This window comes from Roseateles sp. DAIF2 (assembly GCF_015624425.1).
Classification (GTDB): Bacteria; Pseudomonadota; Gammaproteobacteria; order Burkholderiales; family Burkholderiaceae_C; genus Kinneretia.
On record NZ_CP049919.1, the window covers coordinates 4712343 to 4732292 of the forward strand.

Below are 19950 nucleotides of genomic sequence, written 5' to 3' on the forward strand. Positions count from 1 at the left end.
CCACGGCCTAGCATCGGCCCAGGTCGACAGCCGTACGGAGACCGCGCATGGACTACCCGGGTCGCAGCATCAAGCAGGGCGAGCAGGACGCCCGCATCGTTAGGGCGCTGAAGCAACGCCTGAACCAGGTGCTGGCCCTGCAGGACCAGGCCGCGGGGTTCGCGCCGCTGGACCCGGACAACCCGAACTTCGGGCCGAACATGAAGCAGGCGGTGCGGCTGTTCCAGGCCCGCCATGTCGATGCCAGCGGCCGGCCGCTGAAGACCGATGGCGAGATCGGCGCGATCACCTGGGCGGCGCTGTTCGGATCGCAGGCCGTGCCCGGCGCCGCCGGCAGCGCGGACCCGCTGCTGGCGCGCGTGCTGAGCACCGCCGGCGCCGAATGCGACCGCGGCGTGCGCGAGCGCCCGCCCAACTCCAACCGCGGCCCCGAGGTCGAGCGCTACCTGGCTCGCGTCGGCCTGGGGCCTGGCTATGCCTGGTGCTGCGCCTTCGTCTACTGGTGCTTCGACGAGGCGGCCCACCAGCAGGGCCGGGCCAACCCGATGCTCAGGACCGCCGGCTGCCTGGCGCATTGGAGCGGCGCGGTCGGCCGCGGCGCCCGGCGCATTCAGCGCCACCAGGCGGTGGCCGATCCGGGGCTGGTGCGGCCCGGCATGGTCTTCATCATGGACTTCGGCGGCGGGGCCGGCCACACCGGCCTGGTCGAGCGTCTGGACGGCGGCCTGATCGCCACCATCGAGGGCAACACCGATGCCTCCAAGACCCGCGAGGGCGGCGGCGTCTACCGCCTGTCGCGCAAGCTGGTCGACATCAACAAGGGCTTCATCGACTACGCCGGCGTCTGAGCGCCCCGGGGCCGGGGTCCGCGCGTCCGGGTTATGCTGGGCCGCTCGCAAGACCTGTCCCCATCAAGGAGCGTCGACCCATGAATGCCCTGCGCCTTGTCGCCATCCTGTTGATCGCCGCCGGCGTCGCCGGCCTGCTGTACGGCAAGTTCAGCTACACCAAGGACAGCCACGACCTGAAGCTCGGGCCGGTGGAGCTGAGCGTGAAGGAAAAGGAAACCGTGTCCGTGCCGACCTGGGCCGGCATCGGCGCGATCGCCGCCGGCGTGGTCCTGCTGCTGATCGGCGGCCGCAAGCCCTGATACGCTTCGGGGTCCGATGGAGTTCCGCCTGATCTACGAAGGCGCCCTGCATGGCCAGGGCGCGAAGTCCCCGCACAAATGGGAAATCCGCCGCGCGCTGCATCCGCAGCTCAAGCAGCTCTGGGCCACGCAGCGGCCCCTGCGCGAGCAGGCCGCGCATCTGCTGGCGCACCCGGCGCTGCCTGACCGTCCCTCGCTGATCGTCGAGAAGGGCGGCCTGCTGTTCGCGCCCCTGGTCAGCCCCAAGCTGGACCTCTATGCCGAGATCTCGGTGCTGCTGCTGCGCCAGCAGCCGCGCGGCCAGCTGCTGACCGACGGCGGCGACATCGACAACCGGCTCAAGACCCTGCTCGACGGCTTGCGCGTGCCGCATGGCGCCAACGAGGGCCGCGCAGAGCTGCCCGAGCAGGCCGATCCCAGCCCCTTCTTCTGCCTGCTGGAGGACGATGCGCTGGTCAGCAAGGTCACGGTCGAATCGGACCAACTGCTGCGCCCCGCGCCGGCGGACGAGGTGGTCGCGATCATCAGCATCCATGTCAAGAAGACCACGCTGACCCCGCTCAATATGGCGCTCTGACGCCCACCGTTCTTTTACCCCAACGAGGAAGCCATCAAGATGTACCGATGCCCCCGCCCCACCCCTTCTTCCCTGCTGATCGCCGGCCTGCTGGGCACGACGCTGCTGCTCGGCGCCTGCGCCGCGCCACCCACGCCTCCTGCCAAGCCCGACGCGGCCCACAACAGCGCCAACTCGCTCGACTGGGCCGGCCGCTACAGCGGCCGCCTGCCCTGCGCCGACTGCGAGGCGATTGCCACCACCCTGCAGCTGAACGCCGACCGCAGCTATCTGCTGCAGACCCGCTATGAGGGCAAGGGCGACGGCCGGCTGTTCGAGCAGCGCGGGCGCTTCAGCTGGGACGCCGCCGGCGGCACGATCCGGCTGGAAGGCATCCAGGGCGGCCCGGACCGCTACCGCGTCGCCGAGGGCCGGCTGATCCAGCTCGATATGAGCGGCGCGCCGATCACCGGCGCGCTGGCCGATCGCTATGTGCTGGCCAAGGCCACGCCGCCCGATGCGCAGCTGATCGCCGGCGGCCGCGCCTGGCGCCTGGTGGAGCTGATGGGCAAGCCGGTACCCGCCGGCCCCGGCACGCCGACCTTGATCTTCGGCGCCGATGGCGCCAGCGTCTCCGGCTACAGCGGCTGCAACCAGTTCGGCGGCAGCGTCGAGCTCGGCAAGGCGCCGCAGCGCCTGCGCTTCGGCCAGATGGCCGCGACCCTGCGCGCCTGCCCGGAGATGACGCTGGAGCAGCAGTTCCTGCAGATGCTGGGCCAGGCCGATGGCTACCATGCCGACGCCAAGCAGCTGCAGCTGCACCGCGCGCGCATGGCGCCGCTGGCGCGCTTCGCGCCGTCCCAGCCCTGAAGTAGCCAAGCGGCGCGGCGGCTACTTGGCCCTCGCGCCGCGCGACCGCCCCGAGCCCGCCGCCTGAAGCCCTTGCAGCCCCTGCGCCAGATGCTCGACCAGCGCGCGCACCCGCTGCGGCAGGAAGCGCTGGCTGGGCAGCAACGCGTGCAGGGGCATGCGCGCGCCGACCCAGTCGGGCATCACCTCGACCAGCGCGCCGCTGGCCAGGCTGCCCTGCACGTCCAGCTCGCTCTTGTAGCTCAGGCCATGGCCCTCCAGCAGCCATTGATGCGCGATGCCGCCATCGTCGGCCAGGCGCCGGCCCTGCACCCGCACCTGCACCGGCGGCGCCTGCAGCGCGCCGCGGCGCCAGAAGCGCCAGTCCTGCTCCAGCCGGTTGCCGATCCGGAAGCGGATGCAGTCATGCCCGGCCAGGTCCTGCGGCTGGCGCGGCCGGCCATGGCGCTGCAGATAGGCGGGTGAGGCGACCAGCAGGCGCCGGCCCTCCCACAGCTTGCGCGCCACCAGGCCCGAATCGGCCAGCTCGCCGTAGCGCAGCGCCAGGTCCACCTGATCGCGCACCAGGTCCAAGAGCGAATCGCCGACATGCAGCTGCAGCTCGACACCCGGGTGCAGTTCCAGGAACTCGTCCAGCAGCGGCAGCAGCACGCGCCGCGTCAGATCGCTGGACGCGCTGACGCGGATGCGCCCGCGCAGCTGCGGCGCTGCCGCCGCCGCCGCGCCGGCACGGCCCGCGGCGGCATGGCCCTCGCCGAGCAGGGACACGCCCTCCTCCAGCAGCTCCAGCACGCGCTGCGCATAGTCGCGCAGCTGCTCGCCGGCGGCCGTCAGGCGCAGCGCCCGCGTGCTGCGCTCCACCAGGCGCGCGCCGAGCCGCGCCTCCAGCTTCTTCAGCATCGCGCTGGCCGCCGCCGGCGTGATCTGCAGCACCCGAGCCGCGGCGGTCAGGCTGCCGCCGCGCGCGCATTCGACGAGCAGGCGCAGCTCTGCGATATTTTCAATTTCCATTTGAAATTGATAGCGATTACTAGGTATTCATTGATTCTGCACGAGTCGGCAAGATGGCGGCCATCACACCATCCAACCCGGAGATCACCGATGAAAGCCGTTGGCTATTTCAAGAGCCTGCCGATCCATGACGCCGAATCCCTGCTCGACCTGGAGTTGCCGCGCCCGCGGCCCGGCGCGCAGGACCTGCTGGTCGAGGTGCGCGCCATCGCGCTGAACCCGGTCGACACCAAGATCCGCATGCGCCGCGCCAGCGCCGACGGGCAGACCCCGGTCGTGCTGGGCTGGGACGCGGTGGGCATCGTGCGCGAGACCAGCGCCGAGGTGCGCGGCTTCGCGATCGGCGACCGCGTCTGGTATGCCGGCGACATCACCCGCCCCGGCAGCAATGCGCAGTTCCAGGCCGTCGACCACCGCATCGCCGCCCGCGCGCCCGCCTCGCTCGGCGATGCCGAGGCCGCCGCGCTGCCGCTGACCGCGATCACCGCCTGGGAGCTGCTGTTCGACCGCCTGCAGGTGCAGCAGCAGCCCGAGCGGCCGGTGGCGCTCCTGGCCACCGGCGCGGCCGGCGGCGTCGGCTCCATCCTCGTGCAACTGGCACGCGCGCTGCCGCACCTGACGATCGTCGGCACCAGCTCCGAGCCGGACGGCCCCGGCGGCACCTGGCTGCGCGGCCTGGGCGCCCATCATGTGATCGACCACCGTCGGCGGCTGGCACCGCAGATCGCCGCCCTGCAGGCCGGGGCCGGCCTGCCGCCGCTGCGCTATGTGGCCAGCCTGACGCACACGCCGCAGCATCTGGCCGACCTGGTCGCGGCGCTGGAGCCGCAAGGCCGGCTGGGGCTGATCGACGACTTCGGCGCCGGCGACATCGACGTGACCGCGCTGAAGGGCAAGTCCCTCTCGCTGCACTGGGAGATGATGTTCACCCGCAGCATGCTGGGCACCCATGACATCGCCGAGCAGGGCAGGCTGCTGGCCGAGGTGGCGCGCCGCGTCGACGCCGGCGAGCTGCGCAGCACCCTGGCCGAGGTGCTGGGCCCGATCGATGCCGCCACCCTGAAGCGCGCCCATGCGCTGCAGGAGAGCCAGCGCCAGCGCGGCAAGCTGGTGCTGCAGGGGTTCTGAAGGGCGATCAGCCGGCCAGCTCGGCCGCCAGGTCGCGGATCAGGTGGCCGGCGATCGAGAAGCGCGGCGGGATGCCCGGCAGCGCGTCGAGCGCGAACCAGCGCGCATCCTCGATCTCGCCGGCCTGCGGCACGATCTCGCCCGCCGCCCATTCGGCGCTGAAGGCCACCATCAGGCTGTGCGGGAAGGGCCAGCTCTGGCTGCCGTAATAGCGCAGCGCGGGCCGCAGCCGCACGCCCACCTCCTCGGCCACCTCGCGGTGCACGCAGTCCTCCAGCGACTCGCCGGCCTCGACAAAGCCGGCCAGCGCGCTGTAGACGCCCGGCTTGTAGCCCGGCGAGCGCGCCAGCAGCAGCTCGGGGCCGGCGGCGCCGCGGCGCCACACCAGGCACATCATCGCCGGGCTCAGGCGCGGATAGACCTGATGGCCGCAGGCCGGGCAGCGCCGCGCGCGCTCCTGCGCCAGCGCCTCGGTGGCCGTGCCGCAGACGCCGCAAAAGGCATGCGTCCGGTCCCATTCCAGCACCTGGGCCGCGCGCCCGGCCAGCTCCAGCAGCGGCGAGGGCAAGGCCATCATCGCGGCGCGCAGCGGCAGCGCCTGCCAGCCGGGCGGCGCCTGCTCCAGCTGCAGGGCCCAGCAGTCCAGCCCCTCCAGCCGGCCCAGGTAATGGCGCCGGCGCAGGCCGCCGGCATCGAACAGGGTCGCGGGCTGCGGCGTCAGGCTCTGCTGCTCCTGCAGGAGCAACAGTTGGCCCTCGACAAAGGCGAAACACCAGGCCGAGGCGCTGGCGGCCCCGCGGTCATGGAATACGGCGGCGTCAAATTGCATGATGCATCCACTGTACGTCAGCGTTTGGCGTGCGGCGCTCCGCTGGCTATAGTCGCTGCAGGCGCCCCGGGCGGGCGTCCAAGGGAGAGAACAACATGCCCCTCGACGCCCTGTTCGCGCGCGTACCGAGCGTGCGCGCCCGCCTCACCCTGCTCACCGCCATCCTGTGCCTGCTGATGGCCACCCTGGCCTTCGGCGGCGTGCTGCTGCTGGCCCAGGCCAACGAGGCGCTGCGCACCGTCTACGACGACCGCGTGATACCGCTGCGCCAGCTGAAGACCGTCTCCGACATGTATGCGGTCAACATCGTCGACACCACCCACAAGGTGCGCATGGGCGTGCTGGACTGGCCTGCCGGCGCGCGCCTGGTCGAGGCGGCCGATGTCAGCGTGCAGCGCCACTGGGGCGAATACACCCGCACCTTCCTGGTCCCGCAGGAACAGCGTCTGGTGGCCGAGATCGGGCCGCTGATGGCGCGCGCCGATGCGCTCGGCAAGCGCCTGCAGGCGCTGCTGAACGCGCGCGATACGGCCGGGCTAGAGCGGCTGGCGCGCGAGGAGCTCTACCCGGTGATCGACCCGCTGGGCGACAAGCTCAACGCGCTGGTGGCGGTGCAGCTGGAGGTGGCCAAGCAGGAATACGAGCAGGGCCTGGCGCGCTACGAGCGGGCGCGCTGGAGCGCGCTGGCGGGGCTGGTCATCGCCTGCCTGGTCGGCATCGGCGTCGCCGGTCTGATCACCGGCCGCATCATGGGTTCGCTGGGCGCCGAGCCGAGCGCGGTGCGCGACGTGGCCCAGGGCATCGCGCGCGGCGCGCTGAACCAGCGCCTGACCGTGGCCCAGGGCGACCAGAGCAGCGTGATGGCCTTCATGCACAGCATGCAGCGCGCGCTGGCGGCCCTGGTCGGCGAGGTGCGGGCCAATGTCGACGAGCTGCATGCCGCCTCGGGTCAGATCGCGCAGGGCAATATGGACCTGTCCAACCGCACCGAGGAGACCGCCGCCACCACGCAGCGCGCCAGCGCGCGGCTGGACGAAGTGATGCAGCGCCTGCGCCTGCGCATCGGCCATGCCGGCGAGGCGCGCGCGCTGGCCGAGGCCAGCCAGACCGTGGCGCGCCAAGCCGGCACGCAGATGGAGGAAGCGATCGACGCGATGCGCGGCATCAGCGGCTCGACCCAGCGCATCACCGAGATCATCGGCGTGATCGACGGCATCGCCTTCCAGACCAATATCCTGGCGCTGAACGCCGCGGTCGAGGCGGCACGCGCCGGCGAGAGCGGGCGCGGCTTCGCGGTGGTCGCGTCCGAGGTGCGCGCGCTGGCCCAGCGCTCGGCCCATGCCGCACGCGAGATCAAGAGCCTGATCGGCGAGGCCTCAACGCGCAGCGAGGCCGGCTCGCAGCGGATCGAGGACACCGGCCGCACCCTGGCGCAGATGGTCGAGGAGATCCAGCGCCTGGGCGGGCTGATGGCGCGGCTGGACCAGAGCTCGGGCCAGGACAACGAGGACATCGCCGAGCTGCAACTGCAGGTGCGCGAGCTGGATCGCGTCGCGCAGCAGAACGCCGCGCTGGTCGAGGAGATGGCCGCCTCCAGCGAGCAGCTGAAAGACCAGGCCGGCCGGCTGGCGCAGGCGGTGCAGGTGTTCCACGTCTAGCGCCCTGCGCGCCGGCACCGGCGCGGACCTCAGGCCGGATCGGCGGCGTCCGGCCGTTGCTCCTGCTTCTTCATCTGGACCAGGTCCCACAGATTGCCGTACAGGTCCTTGAAGACGGCGACCGTGCCATAGGGCTGCTCCGCGGGCTCGCGATGGAACTCGACGCCCTTGGCGAGATAGTCGCGGTAGTCGCGCCAGAAGTCGTCGGTGTAGAGGAACAGGAAGACGCGCCCGCCGGTCTGCCGGCCGATGCAGCGCGCCTGCTCCTCGTCCGCCGCCCGTCCCAGCAGCAGATGGGCACCGCCCGTGGCCCCGGGCGGCGCGATGACCACCCAGCGCTTGTTCTGCTCGGGGACGAAGGCATCGTCGACCAGCCTGAAGTTCAGCTTGCCGACGAAGAAGGCCAGCGCCTCGTCATAGTCCCGCACGACCAGGGTGAGGAGTCCGAGCGATTGTTGGGGTCCTTGCATGACGATGGGTCCTGTGCCGGGTGAAGCAGCCCCAAAGGGCGACGCCGCAAAGCTGCGATGATGCCGCAGCCCGCCGCCCTTGCCTCTTCACCTTGATGAGAAATCACGAGCCCCCATGCAGCTGATCGGCCAGCCCCACCAGCTGGCCTGCCCGCAATGCGCCGCGCCGATGAGCCATCTGAGCCTGGCCGGGCGCGATGGCCGGACGGTGCCGGTGGACCATTGCACGCCCTGCCGCCTGGTCTGGTTCGACCGCTTCGAGTCTGTGCAGCTGGCCGGCCTGGGCTGGATCGCGCTGCTGCGCGAGCTGCAGCAGGGCCTCGGCGACCCGCTGCCGCCGCCGCGCACCGCGCGGCTGGCATGCCCGTTGTGCCGCGTCGCGCTGAAGCCGGTGCACAACCGAACCCGCTTCGGCCGCTTCCCGGCGCTGGAATGCCCGCGCTGCCAGGGCCATCTGCACAGCCATGCCGGCGTGCTGGCCGAGCGCGGCCTGGTGCGCCCCTTGCTGCCGGTGGAGCGCCGCACGCTGCAGGAGGACGAGCAGCGGCGCCTATGCTGCCTGAACTGCGGCGCGCCGGCCGACGGCCAGGGCGAGGCCTGCGCCTACTGCCGCAGCCCCTTCGTGATGCTGGACCTGCCGCGCCTGGCCCAGGCGCTGCGCCTGCGGCCGGGCCGCGACGAGACGAAGAGCCCGACACCAGCGCCCCGCGGCCGCCCGCTGGCCTGGCCCTGCCGCGGCTGCGGTGCGGCGCTGGACCCGAGCCGCCATGCCGGCTGCCCGCAATGCGGCCATGCGGTGCTGGCGCCCTCGCTGCTGGACGTCACGCCGCTGCTAGATCAGGTCGAGACCGAGCTGCGCGCCGAGATCGCGTCCCGCACGCCGCCGGCGCAGCGCCCGCCGCGCCGCCGCGTGCGCGACTGGCGCGACACCGGCCTGGCACGGCTGCTGCACCGGCTGCCGCCCGAGCGCGAGGATGTCGCGGCGCTGGGCTGGCAGTTCGGGCTGGGTCTGCTGCTGTGGTTGGCCTGGCGCTGGTTCTTCTGAACGCCTGTCGCGTTCAGAAGTGGATGCCGCGCATCATCTGCTGCAGCGCGATCGCCTCGGCCGAGAGCTGGGGCCGGCCGGCCTTGTCGCCCTTGGCCGCCTCGCTGTCGGGGAACATGCGGAAGCTGGTGTTCATCACGATCTGCGCGACGCGCGGCAGCAGCGCGTGCAGCAGCTCGCCGGTGATGCCCAGCCGCGTCGCCACCCGCACCGGCTTGCTGATGCAGGCCTGCGCGATCATGTCGGCCGCCTCCTCCGGCGCCAGGGTCGGCACATTGTTGTAGATCTTGGTCGGCGCGATCATCGGCGTGCGCACCAGCGGCATGTTGATGGTGGTAAAGGTGATGCCCTGGTCGGCGAATTCGCTGGAGGCGCAGCGCGTCCAGGCGTCCAGCGCGGCCTTGCTGGCCACATAGGCCGAGAAGCGCGGCGCATTGGTCAGCACGCCGATGCTGGAGATGTTGACCACATGGCCCTTCTTCTTCGCCACCATGCCGGGCAGCAGGCCCATCGTGACGCGCAGGCAGCCGAAGTAGTTCAGCTGCATCGTGCGCTCGTAGTCGTGGAAGCGGTCGTAGCTGGACTCGATCGCGCGGCGGATCGAGCGGCCCGCGTTGTTGATCAGGAAGTCGACACCGCCGAACTGCTCGCTCAGCCAGGCGATCATCTCGGCGCAGCTCTGCTCGCTGGCGATGTCGGCCGAGTAGCTGTGCACCTGGGCCTTGGCGCCGGCGAAGGCACGGATCTCCTTGATCGCCTCGGCCAGCTTGGCCTCGTCGCGCGCGCAGATCACGGTGATCGCGCCGGCCTCGGCGAACTTCTTGGCCGCCGCCAGGCCGATGCCCGAGGAGCCGCCGGTCACCAGCACCACCTTGCCGGCGGTCGCGCCGCGCAGGCTGCGGTCGATGAACAGGTCCGGGTCGAGATGGCGCTCCCAGTAGTCCCACAGCCGCCAGGCATAGTCCTTCAGGTTCGGGCAGACGATGCCGGAACCCTTCAGCGCCTTGTCGGTCTCACGGCAGTCGAAGCGGGTCGGGTAGTTGATGAAGGTCAGCATGTCCTCGGGCAGGCCGAGGTCCTTCATCACCGCATTGCGGATGCGGCGCACCGGCGCCACCGCCATCAGGCCCTTCTTGACGCTCTTCGGGATGAAGCCCAGGAGCGCGGCATTGACGAACAGGTTCATCTTCGGCGCATGCGCGGCCTTGGAGAAGATGTCCAGCACATCGCCGACGCGGTAGCCGACCGGGTCCACCAGATGGAAGCAGGAACCGCTCTTGCGATCCTGGTGGCTGATATGCACCAGCGCGTCGACGACGAAGTCCACCGGCACGATGTTGACCCGCCCGCCCTCCAGGCCCACCGAGGGCATCCAGGGCGGCAGGATCTGGCGCAGGCGCTGGATCAGCTTGAAGAAATAGTAGGGGCCGTCGATCTTCTCGGCCGCGCCGGTGTTCGAATCGCCCACCACCATCGCCGGGCGGTAGACCGTCCAGGGGCGCTTGCACTCCTTGCGCACGATCTTCTCGCTCTCGTGCTTGGTCATGAAGTACGGATGGTCCAGGCCCTCGGCCTCGTCGAACATGTCCTCGCGGAACACGCCCTCGTAGAGGCCGGCGGCGGCGATCGAGCTCACATGGTGCACATGGCCGGCGTCGATCGCCTGCGCGAACTCGACCAGCGCGCGCGTGCCGTCGATATTGGCGCGCACCTGCGATTCCTCGGCCGCGGCCAGGTCGTAGATCGCGGCCAGGTGGTAGACATGGTCGATCTGACCCTTCAGCGCCTTGATCGCGTCGGCCGCGACACCTAGCCTCTTCGCGTCTAGATTGCCGAACACCGGAATCGCGCGCGTCTTGCTCACGCCCCAGAAGGCCAGCAGTTCGGGCAGCTTGTCGCGGCTCTCCTCGCGCAGCAGGAAATACACCGTGCTGCCGCGCCTGGCCAGCAGCTTGGCCACCAGCCGTTTGCCGATGAAACCCGTCGCGCCCGTGACGAAATACTGCATGCCTTGTCTCCTGATCGTTGGTGCTTTGCCCGATTCTTGTCGATGCCCGCGAGGGGGCCGCTGCGCGCTTTCCCGGAGACGCCGATAGAGCATCCTCACTAGGATTGCGCGTGGTCGGGCCGCCCCGCGGCCCTATAGTGAAGCCAGAAACACCTTATTCCATCGACGACAAAGGACTGCAGACATGGTCAAGAAGCTTCAGAAGATGGCCGCCAAGAAGAAGGCCGCCGACAGCAGCGCCATCCCCGGACTGCCCGCCGGCCTGCTGGACAGCCAGCTCGCGCAGACGGTGAAGGACTCGGCCCAGCAGATCTGGGCGGCCGGTCTGGGCGCCTTCGCGAAGGCGCAGGGCGAAGGCGGCAAGGTGTTCGAGACCCTGGTCGGCGAAGGCATGAAGCTGCAGAAGAAGACCCAGAGCGCCGCCGAGGAAAAGCTTGGCGCCGTCGCCAGCAAGATGAGCGGCATGGCCGGCGAGGTCGGCGCCAAGGCCGGCCAGCATTGGGACAAGCTGGAATCGATCTTCGAGGACCGCGTCGCCAATGCGCTGAAGCGCCTGGGCGTGCCGACCGCCAAGGAGGTCGAGGCCCTGATCGAGCGCATCGACGCGCTGAGCGCCGCGGTCAATGGCAGCGCCAAGCCGGCGACACGCAAGAAGGCCGCGGCCGCCAAGCCCGCCGCCGCCAAGCCTGCAGCTCGCAAGGCGCCGGCCAAGAAGGCCGCCGCCGCGCCGCGCAAGCGGGCCAGCGCCAAGCCGGCGCGCGCCTGAGCCGCTAGATGGTCCAGCCGCACCGCCGCCCCGGCAAGACCTGCGCGCCGCGCATCGGGCTGGCCCTGGCCGGCGGCGGGCCGCTCGGCGCGATCTACGAGATCGGCGCCCTCTGCGCGCTGGAGGAGGCGATCGAGGGGCTGGACTTCACGCGTTGCGACAGCTTCATCGGCGTCAGCGCCGGTGGCTTCGTCGCCGCGGGCCTGGCCAACGGCCTGACGCCGCGCCAGCTCTGCGCCGCCTTCATCGAGAACAGCGGCCCGGCCCATGACCGCTTCGATCCGGGCCTGCTGCTGCGCCCGGCCTGGGACGAATATGCCGGCCGCCTGCGCGGCCTGCCCGTCCTGCTGGGCCAGGCGCTGTGGCAGAGCACCCTGCAGGGCCGCTCGATGCTGGCCGCCTTCGAGCGCCTAGGCCGCGCGCTGCCGACCGGCCTCTTGTCCGGCGAGGCCTTGGCAGCCCAGTTGCGGCGCCAGTTCGACCGCCCCGGCCGCAGCGACGATTTCCGCCGCCTCGGCAAGCGCCTGGTGCTGGTGGCCACCGACCTGGACAGCGGCGAGGCCACGCCCTTCGGCATGCCCGGCCTGGACCATGTGCCGATCTCCCGCGCGGTGCAGGCCAGCGCGGCGCTGCCGGGCCTGTTCCCGCCGGTCGAGATCGACGGCCGCCACTATGTGGACGGCGCGCTGAAGAAGACCATCCATGCCTCGGTGCTGCTGGACGAGGGCCTGGACCTGCTGATCTGCCTGAATCCGCTGGTGCCCTATGCGGCCGGCCCGCAGCAGCATTCGCGCATCCCGCGCCTGGCCGATGGCGGCCTGCCGCTGGTGCTGAGCCAGACCCTGCGCGCGCTGATCCATTCGCGCCTGGAGCTGGGTCTCAAGCGCTACGAGCTGAGCCATCCGCACACCGACATCCTGCTGTTCGAGCCCGACCCGCGCGATGCCGAGATGTTCCTGGCCAACACCTTCAGCTACTCGCGCCGCCGCCATCTGGCCGAGCATGCCTACCAGGCCACCCGCGCCGCGCTGCGCGCGCGCCGCGCGGAGCTGGCGCCCAAGCTGGCCCGGCAAGGCCTGACCCTGCGCGACAGTTCCGCGCTGGCCGATGGCGCGCAACGCCTGCTGCCGCCGGGCCGCGCCGCCACGCCGGCCGCCGCCCGCACCGAAGCGGCGCTGCAGCGCCTGCACGAAAGCCTGGAGCGGCTGGAGCAGCGCCGGGCGGCGTGATCAATGTCACGCCGCGACCCTCGAGCCCCTGCGCTCGCGGGATCGACGAACCATGCACGACCAGAACAATGGTCGACATGCAGCAAACGGGCTTGTCGCATCCGACCGGTGAATGCTCAGCGTCGGTTTTCTTTACAGAGCTCCCTACCGCCTATTCTGGAGACAGTCGTAAATCCTTGAAAACACGGAGTTAAACCCTGCCAGGCCCGGCATTTGCTTGCCGATGCGGTTCGTACATCAACACCAACAGAGGAAGTCACGCCATGTCAGTCTTTTCCTTGCGCCCGACGGTTGCGGCCCTTGTCCTGGGCTTCAGCAGCCTGAGCCCCGCCATCGCAGCGCCGGTAGCACTCGACGTGGGTGTCTGGGGCAGCAACGGCCCCTCCGGCCTAACTCGCGGCTATTGGTTCACGGCACCGACCGACTTCCTGATCACCGGCATCTATCTGCCCGGACGAGCCGCAGCTGGCGACGGTTCAACCCTTGAATTGCTGCGCTTCAACAGCGACGTCACCGACTACCCGACCACCACCAATAACTTCAGTTCGCTGGGTTTTTGGGCCAATGTGGGGTCGGTAAGCACCAGTATCCAGGTCAGCGCGGGAGACATCATTGGCGTGCTCGGTTACAGCGGCGGCGACAACTCCACGCCTTACCGCAACCAAGGCGGCAACTACAGCACGCAGCTTGGCGGTTTCAATATCGATCTAGTGCGCTTGGGCTTCCAGGGCTTGGGTCAGGCCCAGAATGTGTGGCAGGAAGAGGGCGGCACCACCGGCGTGATCGGCCTCAACTACGAGCTGCTGAACACCGTGCCCGAACCCGCCGGCTTGGCACTGGCGCTGTCGGCCCTGGCGCTGATGGGCTTCGTGCGCCGACGCCCGACGGTCTGAGAAACCCACCCAAGCACGTAAGAACGAACAACGCCCGGACCGCGATCGCGGTACCGGGCGTTTTGCATTCGGGAATCTGAGCCGCTCAACCCACCAGATAGCGGCTTTCCAGATGCGCCCGGAAATGCGCCGGGTTCAGCGCGGCCTCGCCGCTGGCGCGACGCACCAGTTCCGGCGTCTCCCAGCGGCTGCCCTGGCTCCAGACCTGGGCCTTCAGCCAGTCGAACACCGGCGCCAGCTCGCCGGCAGCGATCTTCGCGTCCAGGTCGGGCATCGTGCGGCGCATCGCGGCGAACCATTGGGCGGCGTACATCGCGCCCAAGGTGTAGCAGGGGAAATAGCCGAACAGGCCGGCGCCCCAGTGCACGTCCTGCATCGGGCCGTCCTTGAAGTTGCCGCGGGTGTCGATGCCCAGCAGTTCCTGCATCTTGGCGTCCCACAGCGCCGGGATGTCCTCGACCTCGATCTCGCCCTCGATCAGCGCGCGCTCGATCTCGTAGCGCAGGATCACATGGGCCGGGTAGGTCACCTCGTCGGCGTCGACGCGGATATGGCCCGGCACCACGCGGGTCATCAGCCGGTTCAGGTTGGCGGGCTCGAAGGCCGGCTGCTCGCCCAGGTGCCTGACCACCAGCGGGCTCAGCAGGCCGGCAAAGGCAGGATGGTTGGCCAGCTGCATCTCGAAGGACAGGCTCTGGCTCTCGTGCAGGCCCATCGAACGGGCTCGCGCGATCGGCTGCCCCAGCCATTCGCGCGGCAGGTTCTGCTCGTAGCGGCCATGGCCGGTCTCGTGGATGGTGCCGGTCAGGCTGGGCAGGAAGCTGTCCTCGCGGTAGCGCGTGGTCATGCGCACATCCTCGGGCACGCCGCCGCAGAAGGGATGGGCGCTCTCGTCCAGGCGACCGGCCTCGAAGTCAAAGCCCATCAGCCGCATCGCGTCCAGGCCCAGCGCGCGCTGCGCGGCGGCCGGGAAGCGGCCCTCGGGTACGCGCACCAGTTCCTGCTGCTGGCGCTGCTGCACGCGCAGGATCAGGCCCGGCAGCCATTGACGCAGATCGCCGAACAGGCGGTCCACCTCGGCCGCGCGCATGCCGGGCTCGTACTGGTCCATCAGCGCGTCGTACTTGGCGAGGCCGCTGTCCTCGGCCAGCAGGCGGGCCTCCTCGCGAGCAAGGCGCACGACCTCGCGCAGATTCTCCACATAGCCGGCCCAGTCATTGGCCGGGCGCTGGCTGCGCCAGGCATGCTCGCAGCGCGAGTTGGCCAGGCTCTTGGCCTCGACCAGGCTCTGCGGCAGCGCGTTGGAGGCGCGCCAGGCGCGGCGCATCTCGCGCAGATTGGCGCGCTGCACTTCGTCCAGGCTCTCGCCAGCGGCCGCATCCAGCAGGCCCTGCAGCGCGGGCTCGGTGGCCAGTTGGTGCAGCAGGCCGCCCATCTCGGCCAGGGCCAGCGAGCGGGCCTCGTTGCCCTTGGGCGGCATATGGGCCGACTGGTCCCAGGAGGCGATCGATTGCAGATGGGCCAGGCGGTGCATGCGCTGATGGCGGCGGCACAGGTCGTCGTAAGCGGGGGTGGTGCTCATGAGGCTCGCAGTGATGGAGTGGTGATGGTGCTGCGCGGCATTGTCAGGGATTCGGAAAGACCCACAGCAGCAGCGCCGTCATGCACAGATAGCGGGCGAACTTGCCGATCGCCATGTAGAGCACGCAGGGCCAGAAGGGCAGCCGTAGCCAGCCGGCCAGCGCGCACAGCGGATCGCCGACCAGCGGCAGCCAGCTCAGCAGGCAGGCCTTGGCGCCGAAGCGCTGCAGCCAGGTCAGTACCCGGCGCTCGCGCGGCGGATGATGGGCGGCGCGCTCGTACAGGCGCTCGGCGCCATAGCCCATCCACCAGCTGATCGCGCCGCCGAGGGTGTTGCCGGCGGTCGCCACCAGCACCGCCGGCCAGAACAGCTCCGGGTTCAGCTTGACCAGGCCGAACACCGCCGGCTCCGAACCGAGCGGCAGCAGGGTGGCCGACACCAGCGCGACGATGAAGACGGCCGGCAGCCCCAGCTGCGGCAGCGCCAGCCGGTCCAGCAGCGCGTTAATCAACTCTTGCAGCCAGGCCTCCATCAGCGCGATTATGTGCAGGGCGGCCAGCGCACATTCGCGGGTAATCGGCGGCTTGTCGGGAGGCAATGAAGCAATGCAGACTCACCCCCGAGAAGCCAGCCTGATGGAGCCCCGCGATGAGGAAGAGGTGCGGGAGCCATCGTTGAGGATCAAACACAAGAACATGCTGCCATCCCTGCCCTTGTGGCGCCCGGGCAAGACCTGGCGCCGTCTGCTGTGCTGCGCGCTGGCCGGCGCCGGCCTGCTGGGCGCGTCCGCCGCGCGCGCGCAGGAGGGCGGTGCTGCCGCCTGCAAGCAACTGATCGCCTCCGGCAATCCGCAATACCCGCCCTATCTGTGGCGCGACACCGAGGACGAGAGCCGCCTGGTCGGTGCCAATGCCGAGATGCTGACCTGGCTGTCCAAGGAACTCGGCCTGCCGATCGAGGCGCGCTACATCGGTCCCTGGGGCCGGGTGCAGGAGGAGGCGCGCGCCGGCCGCATCGACCTGATCGCCGGCGCCTTCTTCACCCTGCCGCGCACCGAGTACATGGACTATTTCCATCCGCCCTTTCGCGAGACGCGCTCGGTCGTCTGGGTGCGCGAGGGCAGCCGGCTCAACTACCGGCGCTGGGCCGATCTGGCGCCGCTGCAGGGCATCACCGTGATCAACAACAGCTTCGGCGAGGAGTTCGATCGCTACGCCCGCGAGCACCTGAAGCTGGCCCAGGTGGCCAGCCTGGAGCAGGCGCTGCAGATGCTGCAGCGCTCGCGCGCCGACTACCTGGTCTACGAGGACAGCCCGGCCGCCGCCTACCAGGCGCGGCTGAACATCGGCGACCTGAAGGCCCTGACCCCGCCGGTCGCCAACGAGAACCTGCACCTGACCCTGTCGCACCGCTCGGCCTGCAACACACCCGAGCTGCGCGGCCGCATCGCCCGCGCGATGTACAAGCTGGCGCGCCAGGGCCTGATGCAGGCCTGGGTCGACAAGCACATCCAGCTCTGGAAACGCCAGAGCCCCTGAGGACGGCGACATCGCCTCGACCGGGGTCGGGGGTATAATCCTGCCTCATTTTTCAGCAGAACTCCCCTCCCCCACCCCATGTTCATCGGCCCCCATGAGCTGCCGAACCGCTTGTTCGTGGCGCCGATGGCCGGCGTCACCGATCGGCCGTTCCGCCAGCTGTGCAAACGCCTGGGTGCCGGCTACGCGGTCTCCGAGATGGTGACCTCGCGCAAGGACCTGTGGAACAGCCTGAAGACCTCGCGCCGCGCCAACCATGAGGGTGAGACCGCGCCGATCGCGGTGCAGATCGCCGGCACCGAGGCCGCGATGATGGCCGAGGCCACCGCCTACAACATCGAGCGCGGCGCCCAGATCATCGACATCAACATGGGCTGCCCGGCCAAGAAGGTCTGCAACAAATGGGCCGGCTCGGCCCTGATGCAGGACGAGCCGCTGGCCCTGGCCATCGTCGCCGCGGTGGTCGAGGCGGCGCGCCCCTACAAGGTGCCGGTCACGCTGAAGATGCGCACCGGCTGGTGCGCGGCCGAGAAGAACGCGGTGGCGCTGGCGCGTGGCGCGCAGGAGCTCGGTATCGCGATGGTCACCGTGCATGGCCGCACCCGCGAGCAGGGCTACAAGGGCCAGGCCGAATACGACACGATCAGGGCGGTCAAGGCCGCACTGAGCATCCCGGTGGTCGCCAACGGCGACATCGACTCGCCGTTCAAGGCCCGGGAGGTGCTGGAGCGCACCGGCGCCGACGCGATCATGGTCGGCCGCGCGGCCCAGGGCCGGCCCTGGATCTTCCGCGAGATCGCCCATTTCCTCGCCACCGGCGAGGAGCTGCCGGCGCCGCCGGTCGCGCAGGCGCGCGACTGGCTGCTGGAGCATCTGGACGACCATTACGGCCTGTATGGCGCCCTGACCGGCATGCGCACCGCGCGCAAGCATATCGGCTGGGCCGTGCGCGCCCTGCCGGGCGGCGAAGACTTCCGCCAGCGCATGAACCGGCTGGAAAGCTGCGAAGCCCAGGTGGCCGCGCTGCGCGAGTTCTTTGACGCCCTGGCCGACCACCACGAGCGGCTGCCCTACCTGGACCTGGTGGCGGCCAATGACGAAGACCAAGAAGAAGACGTGACGGCAGCATGACGCCCAAGCCCATCGATACCGTGGTTCGCGAGAACCTCGAAGCCTATTTCCACGACCTGGACGGCGAGGAGCCGCACTCGATGCACGAGATGCTGATCAAGCTGGTCGAGAAGCCCCTGCTCGAGATGGTTATGCAGCGCACCGGCGGCAACCAGAGCAAGGCCGCCGACTGGCTGGGCATCAACCGCAACACCCTGCGCCGCAAGCTCACCGACCACAAGCTGCTGTAGTAACCCGATTCGAAACCCCTGATCCCCGGTATCCGCCATGAGCCAACTCACCGCCCTGATCTCCGTGTCCGACAAGACCGGCATTCTTGAATTCGCCCAGGCCCTGCACGGCCTCGGCGTCAAGCTGTTGTCCACCGGAGGGACCGCCAAGCTGCTGCTTGAGGCCGGCCTGCCGGTGACCGAAGTCGCCCAGCACACCGGCTTCCCCGAGATGCTGGACGGCCGCGTCAAGACCCTGCACCCGAAGATCCACGGCGGCCTGCTGGCGCGTCGCGACCTGCCCGAGCATGTCGCCGCGATCCAAGCGCATGGCATCGCGACGATCGACATCCTGGCGGTGAACCTCTATCCGTTCGAGGCCACCGTCGCCAAGCCCGGCTGCACGCTGGAAGACGCGATCGAGAACATCGACATCGGCGGCCCGGCGATGGTGCGCAGCGCCGCCAAGAACTGGAAGGACGTCACCGTGCTGACCGACGCTTCGCAGTACGCCGGCGTGCTGGCCGAGCTGAAGAGCGCCGGCAAGACCAGCGACAAGACCCGCTTCGCCTGCTCGGTGGCCGCCTTCAACCGCATCGCCCAGTACGACGCCGCGATCAGCAACTACCTGAGCGCGATCAACGAGGACGGCTCGCACAACGCCTTCCCCGGCCAGATGAACAGCAGCTTCGTCAAGGTGCAGGACCTGCGCTACGGCGAGAACAGCCACCAGAGCGCCGCGCTCTACCGCGACCTCTACCCCGCCCCCGGCTCCCTGGTGACGGGCAAGCAGCTGCAGGGCAAGGAGCTGAGCTACAACAACATCGCCGATGCCGACGCGGCCTGGGAATGCGTGAAGTCGTTTGAAGCGCCTGCCTGCGTGATCGTCAAGCATGCCAACCCCTGCGGCGTGGCCGTCGCGGCGACGGCTGCCGAGGCCTATGCCAAGGCCTTCAAGACCGACCCGACCAGCGCCTTCGGCGGCATCATTGCCTTCAACCGCGTGGTGGACAAGGCAGCCGCCGAACTGGTGGTCAAGCAGTTCGTCGAGGTGCTGATGGCGCCCGGCTTCACCGAGGAGGCCAAGGCCGTCTTCGCGCCCAAGGTCAATGTGCGCCTGCTGCAGATCGAATTGCCCGCCGCCGGCGGCAAGACGCCCTGGGAACAGGGCCGCAACGCGCAGGACAGCAAGCGCGTCGGCTCCGGCATCCTGATCCAGAGCGCCGACAACCATTTCCTGCAGAAGTCCGACCTGAAGGTCGTCACCACCCTGCAGCCGAGCGCGCAGCAGCTCGATGACCTGATGTTCGCCTGGACCGTCGCACAGTACGTCAAGAGCAACGCCATCGTGTTCTGCGGCGGCGGCATGACCCTGGGCGTCGGCGCCGGCCAGATGAGCCGCGTGGACTCGACCAAGATCGCCGCGATCAAGGCCGCCAACGCCGGCCTGGCCCTGCAGGGCTCGGCCGTCGCCAGTGACGCCTTCTTCCCCTTCCGCGACGGCCTGGACGTGCTGGCCGACGCCGGCGCCAGCTGCGTGATCCAGCCGGGCGGCTCGATGCGCGATGAGGAAGTGATTGCCGCCGCCAATGAGCGCGGCATCGCGATGGTCTTCACCGGCATCCGTCACTTCCGCCACTGACAGCCCACCCCCTACGCGCTTCGCGCGCCCCCTCAAGGGGGCAACGCCGACCGACCGGCAAAGCCGGATCGGCGGCGTTCGCGCGATCACTCGCGTCGGCGTCGCCGAACGCTCGGCACAGCAGCCGGGCCTGTCGCCTTCGCGACTAGTCCCGCCTCTCTAGTCCAGGGTCCGCACCCTTGGTCTGCATCCCGTTTGGGCTTAGCCTCGGTCCAAACGACAAGGAAGGATGGAG

General features: G+C 69.8%; 20 protein-coding genes. 14 read left to right on the forward strand and 6 right to left on the reverse strand.

The genetic code is table 11. The annotated features are described in order from the left end of the window. Positions 1–47 precede the first annotated feature (47 nt). From G8A07_RS21695 to G8A07_RS21710, 4 genes are all read left to right on the forward strand, one after another. Positions 48–848: a CHAP domain-containing protein gene (locus G8A07_RS21695; protein ID WP_195794032.1), complete on the forward strand. Its 801-nt coding sequence runs from the start codon at positions 48–50 to the stop codon at positions 846–848. A gap of 80 nt (positions 849–928) precedes the next feature. Beyond that, a complete protein-coding gene (locus G8A07_RS21700; RefSeq protein ID WP_195794033.1) occupies positions 929–1150 on the forward strand; it encodes a hypothetical protein in 222 nt (73 codons plus the stop codon). 16 nt (positions 1151–1166) lie between these two features. Further along, positions 1167–1727, forward strand: a complete 561-nt coding sequence (locus G8A07_RS21705) for a hypothetical protein (RefSeq protein ID WP_195794034.1) — start codon at positions 1167–1169, stop codon at positions 1725–1727. A gap of 39 nt (positions 1728–1766) precedes the next feature. Then, on the forward strand, positions 1767–2576 hold the full coding sequence (locus tag G8A07_RS21710) for a copper resistance protein NlpE N-terminal domain-containing protein (RefSeq protein ID WP_195794035.1): 810 nt from the start codon (positions 1767–1769) through the stop codon (positions 2574–2576). Positions 2577–2597: 21 nt separating this feature from the next. Here G8A07_RS21710 and G8A07_RS21715 read toward each other — a convergent pair whose 3' ends face one another. Beyond that, the gene (locus tag G8A07_RS21715) at positions 2598–3587 is read right to left on the reverse strand and encodes a LysR family transcriptional regulator (RefSeq protein WP_195794036.1); all 990 of its coding nucleotides are present in this window, start codon (positions 3585–3587) and stop codon (positions 2598–2600) included. A gap of 90 nt (positions 3588–3677) precedes the next feature. Between G8A07_RS21715 and G8A07_RS21720 the strand changes: the two genes are divergently transcribed. Then, entirely contained in the window at positions 3678–4715 is a 1038-nt protein-coding gene (locus G8A07_RS21720; RefSeq protein ID WP_195794037.1) for a zinc-binding alcohol dehydrogenase family protein, read from the forward strand. 7 nt (positions 4716–4722) lie between these two features. Here the strand turns inward: G8A07_RS21720 and nudC are convergent, their stop codons facing one another. Then, positions 4723–5544: an NAD(+) diphosphatase gene (gene nudC / locus G8A07_RS21725; protein ID WP_195794038.1), complete on the reverse strand. Its 822-nt coding sequence runs from the start codon at positions 5542–5544 to the stop codon at positions 4723–4725. Positions 5545–5639: 95 nt separating this feature from the next. Between nudC and G8A07_RS21730 the strand changes: the two genes are divergently transcribed. After that, on the forward strand, positions 5640–7202 hold the full coding sequence (locus G8A07_RS21730) for a methyl-accepting chemotaxis protein (RefSeq protein WP_195794039.1): 1563 nt from the start codon (positions 5640–5642) through the stop codon (positions 7200–7202). A 29-nt stretch (positions 7203–7231) separates the two neighbouring features. Here G8A07_RS21730 and G8A07_RS21735 read toward each other — a convergent pair whose 3' ends face one another. Further along, positions 7232–7672, reverse strand: a complete 441-nt coding sequence (locus G8A07_RS21735) for a VOC family protein (protein WP_195794040.1) — start codon at positions 7670–7672, stop codon at positions 7232–7234. Positions 7673–7787: 115 nt separating this feature from the next. On the opposite strand from G8A07_RS21735, the gene G8A07_RS21740 reads away from it, so the two are divergent. Beyond that, on the forward strand, positions 7788–8717 hold the full coding sequence (locus tag G8A07_RS21740) for a zf-TFIIB domain-containing protein (RefSeq protein WP_195794041.1): 930 nt from the start codon (positions 7788–7790) through the stop codon (positions 8715–8717). Between the two features lie 13 nt (positions 8718–8730). On the opposite strand, the gene G8A07_RS21745 is transcribed toward G8A07_RS21740, so the two are convergent. After that, a complete protein-coding gene (locus tag G8A07_RS21745; RefSeq protein ID WP_195794042.1) occupies positions 8731–10725 on the reverse strand; it encodes an SDR family oxidoreductase in 1995 nt (664 codons plus the stop codon). A 184-nt stretch (positions 10726–10909) separates the two neighbouring features. Between G8A07_RS21745 and G8A07_RS21750 the strand changes: the two genes are divergently transcribed. From G8A07_RS21750 to G8A07_RS21760, 3 genes are all read left to right on the forward strand, one after another. Then, positions 10910–11491 (forward strand): phasin family protein, encoded by a 582-nt coding sequence (locus G8A07_RS21750; protein WP_195794043.1) that lies wholly within the window; start codon positions 10910–10912, stop codon positions 11489–11491. Positions 11492–11499: 8 nt separating this feature from the next. After that, positions 11500–12720: a patatin-like phospholipase family protein gene (locus G8A07_RS21755; protein ID WP_195794044.1), complete on the forward strand. Its 1221-nt coding sequence runs from the start codon at positions 11500–11502 to the stop codon at positions 12718–12720. Positions 12721–12983: 263 nt separating this feature from the next. Continuing rightward, entirely contained in the window at positions 12984–13613 is a 630-nt protein-coding gene (locus tag G8A07_RS21760; RefSeq protein ID WP_195794045.1) for a PEP-CTERM sorting domain-containing protein, read from the forward strand. Positions 13614–13698: 85 nt separating this feature from the next. Here the strand turns inward: G8A07_RS21760 and G8A07_RS21765 are convergent, their stop codons facing one another. Continuing rightward, on the reverse strand, positions 13699–15195 hold the full coding sequence (locus G8A07_RS21765) for a carboxypeptidase M32 (RefSeq protein WP_195794046.1): 1497 nt from the start codon (positions 15193–15195) through the stop codon (positions 13699–13701). A gap of 43 nt (positions 15196–15238) precedes the next feature. After that, positions 15239–15727, reverse strand: coding sequence for a YqaA family protein (locus G8A07_RS21770; protein ID WP_195794047.1), 489 nt, complete (start codon positions 15725–15727; stop codon positions 15239–15241). A gap of 163 nt (positions 15728–15890) precedes the next feature. On the opposite strand from G8A07_RS21770, the gene G8A07_RS21775 reads away from it, so the two are divergent. The 4 genes from G8A07_RS21775 to purH all read left to right on the forward strand — a co-directional run bounded on the left by G8A07_RS21775 (position 15891) and on the right by purH (position 19715). Then, entirely contained in the window at positions 15891–16733 is an 843-nt protein-coding gene (locus G8A07_RS21775) for an ABC transporter substrate-binding protein (protein WP_213086189.1), read from the forward strand. Between the two features lie 78 nt (positions 16734–16811). Continuing rightward, entirely contained in the window at positions 16812–17864 is a 1053-nt protein-coding gene (gene dusB / locus G8A07_RS21780; protein WP_195794048.1) for a tRNA dihydrouridine synthase DusB, read from the forward strand. Beyond that, on the forward strand, positions 17861–18094 hold the full coding sequence (locus G8A07_RS21785; protein WP_195794049.1) for a helix-turn-helix domain-containing protein: 234 nt from the start codon (positions 17861–17863) through the stop codon (positions 18092–18094). Before dusB ends, G8A07_RS21785 begins: the two co-directional genes overlap by 4 nt. Before the next feature lie 37 nt (positions 18095–18131). Continuing rightward, on the forward strand, positions 18132–19715 hold the full coding sequence (gene purH / locus G8A07_RS21790) for a bifunctional phosphoribosylaminoimidazolecarboxamide formyltransferase/IMP cyclohydrolase (RefSeq protein WP_195794050.1): 1584 nt from the start codon (positions 18132–18134) through the stop codon (positions 19713–19715). The last annotated feature ends 235 nt before the right edge of the window (positions 19716–19950 follow it).